The sequence below is a fragment of the Protofrankia sp. Cj5 genome (assembly GCF_917627405.1).
Lineage (GTDB): Bacteria > Actinomycetota > Actinomycetes > Frankiales > Frankiaceae > Protofrankia.
On sequence record NZ_CAKJTO010000028.1, the window covers coordinates 38247 to 47434 of the forward strand.

At 71.0% G+C, this 9188-nt stretch carries 6 protein-coding genes; 4 read left to right on the plus strand and 2 right to left on the minus strand.

The window, feature by feature from the left end; translation table 11 throughout:
* Positions 1–119: 119 nt before the first annotated feature.
* Entirely contained in the window at positions 120–2003 is a 1884-nt protein-coding gene (gene glmS, locus MJ777_RS08665) for a glutamine--fructose-6-phosphate transaminase (isomerizing) (protein ID WP_239374949.1), read from the plus strand.
* Positions 2004–2167: 164 nt separating this feature from the next.
* On the opposite strand, the gene fxsT is transcribed toward glmS, so the two are convergent.
* Both fxsT and MJ777_RS08675 read right to left on the minus strand, forming a co-directional pair.
* On the minus strand, positions 2168–4696 hold the full coding sequence (gene fxsT / locus MJ777_RS08670) for an FxSxx-COOH system tetratricopeptide repeat protein (RefSeq protein WP_239374972.1): 2529 nt from the start codon (positions 4694–4696) through the stop codon (positions 2168–2170).
* Between the two features lie 74 nt (positions 4697–4770).
* Positions 4771–5325, minus strand: coding sequence for an SWIM zinc finger domain-containing protein (locus MJ777_RS08675; RefSeq protein ID WP_239347982.1), 555 nt, complete (start codon positions 5323–5325; stop codon positions 4771–4773).
* A gap of 124 nt (positions 5326–5449) precedes the next feature.
* Between MJ777_RS08675 and MJ777_RS08680 the strand changes: the two genes are divergently transcribed.
* From MJ777_RS08680 to alr, 3 genes are all read left to right on the plus strand, one after another.
* Positions 5450–5806: a holo-ACP synthase gene (locus tag MJ777_RS08680; RefSeq protein ID WP_239374952.1), complete on the plus strand. Its 357-nt coding sequence runs from the start codon at positions 5450–5452 to the stop codon at positions 5804–5806.
* 106 nt (positions 5807–5912) lie between these two features.
* On the plus strand, positions 5913–7457 hold the full coding sequence (locus MJ777_RS08685) for an NAD(P)H-hydrate dehydratase (RefSeq protein ID WP_239374955.1): 1545 nt from the start codon (positions 5913–5915) through the stop codon (positions 7455–7457).
* 364 nt (positions 7458–7821) lie between these two features.
* Entirely contained in the window at positions 7822–9042 is a 1221-nt protein-coding gene (alr, locus tag MJ777_RS08690; RefSeq protein ID WP_239347980.1) for an alanine racemase, read from the plus strand.
* Positions 9043–9188 lie beyond the last annotated feature (146 nt).

Below are 9188 nucleotides of genomic sequence, written 5' to 3' on the forward strand. Positions count from 1 at the left end.
TACCCCAGCCCCGCTCCTTGATCCACATCCCTATTGCCGGGCGCTCTTAGCTGTTCGACGCGCACCCCAAACACTTCTGGTGCTCCCTGGCTCATCCCTCGGTTGCGTACCCTGACCGCATGTGCGGGATCATCGGGTATATCGGCGGACGGTCAGCGCTGGATGTCGCTCTTGCCGGACTGCGCCGGCTGGAGTATCGAGGCTACGACTCGGCAGGTGTCGCGGTTGTTGCGGACGGGCGGCTATATACCCTGCGTAAGGCGGGCAAGCTAGCCAATCTGGAAAAGGCGCTGAGCGAGGCGGATGCGCCTGCGCCCGGAACCGTCGGCATCGGCCATACCCGGTGGGCAACTCACGGCGGGCCGACGGACGGCAACGCACACCCGCACTCCGACTGCACGGGTGCCATCGCTGTTATCCACAATGGGATCATCGAGAACTTCGCGGCTCTGCGGGCGGCCCTGGAGAGCAGCGGGCATGAGCTGACCAGCGAGACCGACACGGAGGTGGTCGCGCACCTGCTGGAGATCGAGCTCGCCGCGGCAGCCGGCAGCGGCGGGGCGGGAGCGGCGGGCACGAACCCGCTCAGCGAGGCGCTGCGGCGGGTGTGCGGCCGGCTGGAGGGCGCTTTCACCCTCGTCGCCGTGCACCGCGACCATCCTGACGTGCTGGTCGGTGCCCGCCGCAACAGTCCGCTGGTCGTCGGTCTGGGCGCGGGCGAGACCTTTCTGGCGAGCGATGTCGCGGCGTTCATCGCGCACACCCGCGACGCGCTGGAGATCGGCCAGGACCAGGTGGTCGAGGCCCGTCGCGACGGGGTGACGGTCACGGACTTCGCCGGCAACCTGGTTGAGGGACGTGCGTACCACGTCGACTGGGATGCCAGCGCCGCGGAGAAGGGCGGCTTCCCCTACTTCATGCTCAAGGAGATAAGCGAGCAGCCAACCGCGCTCGCGGACACGCTGCGTGGGCGGTTGTCGAATGCCGGCGAGATCGTCCTGGACGAGGAGCGCCTTTCCACCCAGGATTTCCGTGACGTCGACAAGGTCTTCATCGTTGCCTGCGGCACGGCCTATCATGCCGGGCTGATCGCCAAGTACGCCGTCGAGCACTGGACGCGCCTGCCGTGCGAGGTCGAGATGGCATCGGAGTTCCGCTACCGCGACCCGGTTCTCGACCGTTCCACCTTGGTGATTGCCATCAGCCAGAGCGGTGAGACGCTGGACACCCTGATGGCGGTCAAGCACGCGCGGGAGCAGAAGGCCAGAGTGCTGGCGATCTGTAACACGAACGGGTCGACGATCCCGCGGGAGTCCGACGCCGTGCTCTACACCCGCTGCGGCCCGGAGGTCGGGGTAGCGTCAACGAAGACCTTCCTCGGCCAGGTCGCCGCGTGTCTGCTGGTCGGCCTGTACCTGGCGCAGGTCCGCGGGGTGCTCTACGGCGACGAGGTCGCGCGGTACGTCGAGAAGCTGCAGACCACCCCGCGGCTGGTGCGCGAGACCCTCACCACGGTCGAGCCGATAAGGGCGCTTGCCCGCACGCTGGTTGACGCCAAGGCGGTGCTGTTCCTCGGTCGCCATGTTGGCTACCCGGTGGCCCTGGAGGGGGCGCTGAAGCTCAAGGAGCTCGCCTACATGCACGCTGAGGGCTTTCCAGCCGGCGAGTTGAAGCACGGGCCGATCGCGCTCATCGAACCGGGTCTGCCGGTAGTGATCGTGGTGCCGTCTCCGCGAGGCCGGTCACACCTCCATGGGAAGATTGTTTCCAACATCCAGGAGGTGCGGGCCCGGGGTGCCCGGACCATCGTGATTGCCGAGGAGGGCGACACTGGCGTCGCGCCCTACGCGGAGCATCTGATCCGGGTGCCGGAAACACCGACCTTGTTCGCTCCGCTGGTGACAACCCTGCCGTTGCAGGTCTTTGCGTGCGAACTGGCGCTCGCCCGCGGCCTCGACGTCGACCAGCCGCGCAATCTCGCCAAGTCGGTCACGGTCGAATAGCCCGTCAACAGCTCGGCTTAGAGCGCCCGGCAATAGGGACGCGGCGTCGCGGGGCTGGGGCACGCACCTCGCTGTGTTGTTGTCGGTCACCACCCAACACCAGGGTGGCTCCCTCCGCCGCCTTGCGATGCACGCACCCCAGCCCCGCTCCTTGATCCACGCCCCTATTGCCGGGTGCTCTTAGCAGGGTCTCCGCGACGGCGTACCTCGTCCTCGAGCGTCCGCGCGCCTTGACTGTCCCCCAACGCGTGCAGGTCGAGGGCGAGGTTGGTTGCGGCGGCCAGGGTGTTGGGGTGGTCGTCGCCGAGGACTCGTCGCAGGCGGGTCAGGGTGTCTTCGTTGAGGGTGCGGGCGGCTTGGTGGTCGCCGAGCATGCGCAGGTCCAGGGCGAGGTTGTTGGCGGTGGCCAGGGTGTGGGGGTGGTCGTCGCCGAGGACTCGTCGCAGGCGGGTCAGGGTGTCTTCGTTGAGGGTGCGGGCGGCCTGGTAGTTGCCGAGCATGCGCAGGTCCAGGGCGAGGTTGCTGGCCGAGCCCAGGGTACTGGGGTGGTCGTCGCCGAGGACACGCCGCCGGTGGGCCAGGGTGTCTTCGTTGAGGGTGCGGGCGGCCTGGTAGCTGCCGAGGGCGTGTAGGTCCAGGGCGAGGTTGTTCGCCGAGCGCAGGGTACTGGGATGGTCGTCACCGAAGACACGCCGTGAACAGGCCAGCGTGTTCTCGTTCAGTTGCCGGGCGCTTTGGAGGTCGCCGAGGGCGTGTAGGTCGGCGGCGAGGTTGTTTGCCGAGGTCAGGGTGTTGGGGTGGTCGTCGCCGAGGACTCGTCGCAGGTGGGTCAGGGTGTCTTCGTTCAGGACGCGGGCGGCCTGGTAGTTGCCGCGGAGGCGGTAGGCGGCGGCTATGCAGTAGCCGGCGGCGAGGCTGTCGGGGTGCTCGTCGCCAAGGGCGGTGGACCAGCGGGTGTGCAGGATACGGCCCAGTGTCCCGGCGGCGCGGGAGTCCCCACGGGCGTCCAGGTAGTAGGCGGTGGTCAGCAGCAACTGACGGGCGTCGTGGCCGATGTCGACCGCGGGGCTGTCGGGATGCAGGGCCGGGGCGGTCAGCACCTGCGGGGCGATGACGGCCCACCGTGGCCAGCCGGCCGGATCCCGATAGCCGTCGGGCTGGTGGGCGGCCAGCAACGCCCGCACGGTCGAGGCGGCGCTCTCGGCGAGGGCGGAGGGCTGGTGGGCGCGGATGACGGCCGCGACGAGACGATGCAGCTGGATCGTGTCGCTGTCGCGCCGGGCCAAACTGTAGGCGAGGACCGCGCCGAGGATGTCATCGAGATCCGCGGTGGGGTCGGTGCCGGCCACCACGTCATGCAGCGGTGCGTCGAGCAGATCGGGATGATCACTGATCAGAGTCAGCGGGATGGGCTCGGGGCCGAAGTGGGCGCACAGGTCCAGCATTGCCACCGCGGCGGGGCAGTGGGCGCGCAGGCGGTCGAGGGCGAGGGACCAGACGGTGTCGATGGTGCGGCCATAGACGAGATCGACCCCGCGGGTGAGCATCTGAGCCCGTCGGCTGCGGAATTTCACCAGGTAATCGGCGGGAGCCAGCCCGGTGGTGTCAAGATAGGCGGCGACCTGTTCCAGCGCGAGGGGCAGGTCACCGAGGTCGTCGGCAAGCTGGTCGGCAATGGCGGGGCCGATGCCGGGGATACGCCGGCCCAGCAGGGCGACCGCTTCGCCGCGGGATAGGACATCGACGTCGATGCGGTCGGCGAGCCCGCCCCAGCCCGGATACCGGGAGGTGATCAGAATATGGCCGGGGCCGTCGGGGAGCCAGGGCCGTAGCCCGGTCGGTTCGGTGGCGTTGTCGAAGATCAGAAGCCAGCCGGGATGCCGGCGCAGCCAGTCCAGCACGGCTGCGGCGTCGTCACCAATCCGCCCAGTGGTGGGTAGCCCGAGGTGGGGGGTGAGGGCGGCGAGCTGTTCGCCGATCAGATCGGTCTGTTCGGCGTCAATCCAACCGATCAGGGAGTAGTCGGCGGCGTACCGGTGGGCGTACTCGATCGCGAGTTGGGTTTTCCCGACGCCACCGAGGCCGTGTAGAGCGGTGACCGCTATCGATACCCCGTCGGCCAGGCCAGCCCGTAACTGGCCCAGGAGCGCCGCGCGGCCGGTGAAGTACCGGTTGCGGGCTGGGACCGTGAACACGGTGGGTAACTGGCCGGGGAATGCGGTGCCTATCACCGGGGCTGGGGGCGGGGTGAAGCTGCCGGGGAAACCGGTCGACACCCGGGCGACCGGGACCAGAGCGGTGGCTTCCAGCAGCCGGCGCCGTGCGGTGGTCTCATCCAAACGGTACAGGTCGCGGTAGCCGATCGTGGCCAGCACGGTGGGGATCGTGCAGTCGGCGACGCGCAGTGGGATGAGTTTCCTCCCGGCCAGCGCCGCGGTCCATTCCTGGGTGCACCAGTGCGAGTCGAAGTACGCCGGGGAGCAGAGCGCGATCGTGCGGGCGGCGGTGTCCATCCGCAGTTTGATCCATAGGACGAAGTTCTCCCCGGTGGGGGAGTCCCACGCCTGCACCGCCACTGTGCGGCCCTCGGTTTCCAGGACCTCGGCGACCCAGGTCGCCCATGCCTCGTCCGCGCTGGTGTAGGAGATGAAGAAGTCCACCCGCGCCAGCCCGTCCGGCTGGTCCTCTTCCATGCCCACCCCAGCAGCGTGCCACCCCAGCCGCGGACCGTCACTGACCGGACGGGACGGGACGGGACCGGACGGGATTAGGCCAGGTCAGGGCCGCTGGTCGGGCGCGGACGCCGCCAGCGGGTCGCGGCCTCGCGCAGGTCCATCGCCAGCACGTCGTTGACGGCGGCGAGATCGACCACCAGATCGACCAGCGCGGGTCCGTCGAGGCTTTCGAGGAAATCCCGCAGGTCGATCGGTTGGCCGTCGGCGTCGTAAAAGCCGTCGTCGCTACTGTCGAAGTCGTCGTCGTCCTCACCTGGGTCGATCGCCCCGGTGGCCACGAGCGCCAGCGCGACCGCGTGTGCGCAGAACTGTTCGACGGCACCTGTCGGACATGTACAGGTCGACCCCGGCGTCCCATCGATCACTGACAGCTGGGTCTGGGTGGGCTGATCACCGTCCACGGTGCCGGAGGCACTGCTCGGCCGGATCCGCAGATCGCCGACTCGGCCCTGCAACGCGAGGGCGACGCCGCGGGTGAACTCGCCCAGGCCCGCGAGGCGAGCGCACTCGTCCTCGTCGAAAACGGCGTGCAACGGGGTGATGGCGATGTCGTCATGTCCGTTTGGCCCCGACTGGTTGACGATCATCGGGCAATTCTACGAGACCCGCTACCGGTGGGCACAGGGCCCCGACGCCTCGGGCCGCGGCTCACGCCCGACATCACTCTGCCAGAGCCGCCCTGGCGATGCTGGACGTGACAGGCTCGGGCCCATGGCGGTGGTGGGTATCGGGGTGGATGTCGTCGACGTCGAGCGGTTCGCCGCCGTGCTGCGTCGGACCCCCTCGCTCGCCGATCGGCTGTTCACCAGCCACGAGCGGGCTATCGAGGCGCCCGAACGGCTTGCCGCGCGATTTGCCGCGAAGGAGGCGTGCGCCAAGGCGCTGGGAGCGCCGCCCGGGATGTCCTGGCACGATGCCCAGGTTGTCACCGACCCGAGCGGGCGTCCGCGGCTGCGGCTCAGTGGCACCGTGGCGGCCGTGGCGGAGGGCCTTGGCATCCGCTCGTGGCACCTGTCCCTGACCCATGACGGTGGCGTGGCGATCGCATTTGTGATCACAGAGAACTGACCTCGGCCGTGGTGGCCCACTGGTTGCTGACGGAGCGCTGACGGAGGGCTGGGATGTGCGTCCGACGGTTCGACGGAGCACCTTCTCCGCGGCGAGCATGACGGCTATGAGATTCGCACATTCGGTAGCCCAGGTGCGGGATGCCGAGGCGCCTTTGCTCGCCGGCCTGCCGCCGGGCGCGCTGATGCAGCGGGCCGTCCACGGCCTGCTGTCGCATGCGGCGCGCAGGCTCGGCCGGGTGTACGGTGCCCGGGTCGTCATCCTCGCGGGGAGCGGTGACAACGGTGGTGACGCGCTGTGGGCGGGTGCGCGGTTGGCGGCCAGGGGCGCCCGGGTGGACGCCCTCGCTCCTGGGCGTACGCATCCAGCTGGGACCGCGGCACTGCTCGCGGCGGGCGGGCGCCTGCACTGCCTGCCCAGTCCAGGCCCGGCCGGCGCGCGGCCGCCGCTTCCTGGCCGGCCGGTCGGCGAGGACACCGCCGCCAGCCTGCTGACCGCGGCGGACCTGGTCCTCGACGGCATGCTCGGTATCGGGGGGAAGGGCGGCCTGCGTGCGGGCCACGCCCGGTTGGCCGGGCTGTCCCCGGCCGGGCGCACCGTCGCCGTGGATGTCCCGAGCGGGGTGGACGCCGACACCGGCGCGGTGGCGGGCGCGGCCGTCCGCGCGAGCAGCACCGTGACGTTCGGAACCCACAAGCGCGGGCTGCTGATCTCGCCGGGGGCCGATCACGCGGGCCGGGTGGAGCTCGTCGACATCGGGCTGGCGCTTCCTCCGCCGGATCTGGTCGCTCTTGATGACGCCGCGGCCGCCCAGCTGCTGTCGAGCCCCCGCCCTACGGACTCCAAGTACACCCGGGGTGTGCTGGGGCTGGTGGCCGGCAGCGACGCCTATCCGGGTGCCGCGGTGCTCGCCACCGGCGGGGCGCTGCGTGGGGCCGCGGGCTATCTGCGGGTGGTCAGCACCGGCGCCGCCGCCGATCACGTGCGTCGCGCGCATCCCGAGGCTGTGGTCACCGAGATCGGCCCTGGTGACGGCGAGGCGGTTGTCGCGGCCGGCCGGGTGCAGGCGTGGGCGGTCGGCCCTGGCCTGCCACCGGACGGCGAGACGGCCCGGGTGGTGCTGGCCCTGCTGGCCAGCGAGCTGCCTGTGCTGCTTGACGCGGGCGCGCTGGGCGCGCTGGCGGGAGATACCCGGGCGGTTGCCGCACTGCGGGACCGGGCCGCGCCGACATTGCTCACGCCACACGAGGGCGAGTTCGTCCGGCTGGTCGAGGCGTCGTCGCACCGGGAGGCCGCGGCGATTGCCGAGGAACTGGCCGCGGACAGGCTGGGGATGACCCGGCGCGTCGCCGCCGAACTCGGGGTGACCGTGCTCCTCAAGGGCAGCCGCACGTTGATCGTCGACCCGGGCGGGCAGGCACGGGTGAACACCACCGGGACGCCGTGGCTGGCGACGGCGGGCAGCGGCGACGTCCTGACCGGGCTGTGCGGCTCACTGCTCGCCGGTGGGCTGACTCCACTGGATGCCGGCAGCGTGGGCGCGCATCTACACGGCCGGGCGGCGCAACGGGCCGGCCATCCGTTGGCTGCCTCCGAGCTGGTTCCGATGCTGGCGGCCCGCGGGCGCCGCCGGGCCGGCGGCAGCCGTTGACCGAACCGCGGCTGGTCCCGCCAGCTGGCCCCGCCGGGGTGCGATGTGAGCGGGATGTAGCGCCTCGGTGTGATCTGGCCGGGCGCTGCTTGTTACCGTCGGAGTACGTGCGCGGGTGGCCGGCGGCCGCGCGGAATAAGAGCGCCCGGCAATAGGGGCGTGGATCAAGGAGCGGGGCTGGGGTGCGTGCATCGCGAGGCGGAGGAGGGAGTCACCCTGGTGTTGGGTGGCGACCGACGACAATGCGGTGAGGTGCGTGCCCCAGCCCCGCGACGCCGCGTCCCCTGTTGCCGGTCGCTCTAAGGCTGAGAATCGCGCGTCCGGGGGCGGCCAGGCTGCTCTGGGCGGGTCAGGAAGGCGCTGGATGACACCGCAGAGTGAGGATCTGCCCGCGTGCGCGGTTATAGATCTTGATGCGGTCCGCGAGTCCGTGGCGACGCTGGCCGCCCGAGCCGGGAACGCCGCGACCATGGCGGTGGTGAAGGCCGACGGCTACGGCCATGGGATGATCGCCTGCGCGGGCGCGGCGCTGGAGGCCGGCGCGAGCTGGCTGGGGGTCGCGGTCATCGCGGAGGCACTTGCGCTGCGCGCCGCCGGGATCACGGCGCCGGTGCTGGCGTGGCTGGTCACTCCCGGGGAGCGGCTCGCGCAGGCGATCGCCGCCGACATCGACCTGTCCGCGTCGGCACCCTGGGCGCTGGCGGAGATCGCCGCGGCCGCGCGGCTGACCGGCCGTGCCGCGCGCGTCCACCTGAAGGTCGACACCGGCCTGCACCGGGCGGGGGCGACCGAGGAGAGCTGGCCAGCCCTGTGCGACGCGGCGGCGGCGCTTGCCGCCGACGGCCTGATCGACGTGGTCGGTGTGTGGAGCCATTTCGCCTTTGCGGACTCACCTGGTCATCCGACCGTCCGTGCACAGATCGGCTGTTTCGCGGACGCGGTGGCCGTCGCCGAGAAGGCCGGTCTGCGACCGTTCGTGCGGCACCTGGCCAACTCGGCCGCGACCCTGCTCAGCCCGGACGCGCACTTCGACCTGGTCCGGCCGGGAATCTCCGTGTATGGCCTGTCGCCTGGGCCCCAGGTCGGTTCTCCCGCCGCCCTCGGCCTGCGTCCGGCGATGACGCTCACCGCGCGGCTGGCGTTGGTCAAACGGGTGCCAGCGGGATGCGGGGTGTCTTATGGCCACCGTTATGCCACCTCGGCCGAGGCGACTCTGGCGCTGGTGCCGCTCGGGTACGCCGACGGCGTGCCCCGGTCGGCGGGCAACACGGCCGAGGTGCTGGTGGCCGGCTGCCGTCGGCGTATCGCCGGGACGGTGTGCATGGACCAGTTCGTCGTGGATGTCGGTGATGATCCGGTCCAAGCGGGTGACCAGGTCGTCCTGTTCGGGCCGGGGGCGCACGGCGAGCCGACCGCCACCGACTGGGCGGATGCCCTCGGCACCATCAATTACGAGATCGTCACGAGGATCGGCGCCCGGGTCCCGAGGGTGTACGTGAACGCGCCCCGCCCAGCCGGCTCGGCCGGCTCGGCCAGGCCAGCTGGGCCGGCCGGCTCCGCCGGGCTGGAAAACGGTCTGCCGTGAGCGTGCCGCTCGATGATGACGGCCTGCCGCCCGGTGGCCCGTGGACGGCAGCTTCAGCCCAGGTGCTGGGCGCCGGGCGGATGCTTGCCCGCGGCGGCCGCGCTGTCGCCGGCTCGCGGGCCGCGCGATCGGTGACCTTCGCCGGG

Bases quoted from the DNA above. Each gene is read 5' to 3' on its own strand.
- glmS (WP_239374949.1), top strand. From the start codon at position 120: ATGTGCGGGATCATCGGGTATATCGGCGGACGGTCAGCGCTGGATGTC.
- fxsT (WP_239374972.1), bottom strand. From the start codon at position 4,696: ATGGAAGAGGACCAGCCGGACGGGCTGGCGCGGGTGGACTTCTTCATC.
- MJ777_RS08675 (WP_239347982.1), bottom strand. From the start codon at position 5,325: ATGATCGTCAACCAGTCGGGGCCAAACGGACATGACGACATCGCCATC.
- MJ777_RS08680 (WP_239374952.1), top strand. From the start codon at position 5,450: ATGGCGGTGGTGGGTATCGGGGTGGATGTCGTCGACGTCGAGCGGTTC.
- MJ777_RS08685 (WP_239374955.1), top strand. From the start codon at position 5,913: ATGAGATTCGCACATTCGGTAGCCCAGGTGCGGGATGCCGAGGCGCCT.
- alr (WP_239347980.1), top strand. From the start codon at position 7,822: ATGACACCGCAGAGTGAGGATCTGCCCGCGTGCGCGGTTATAGATCTT.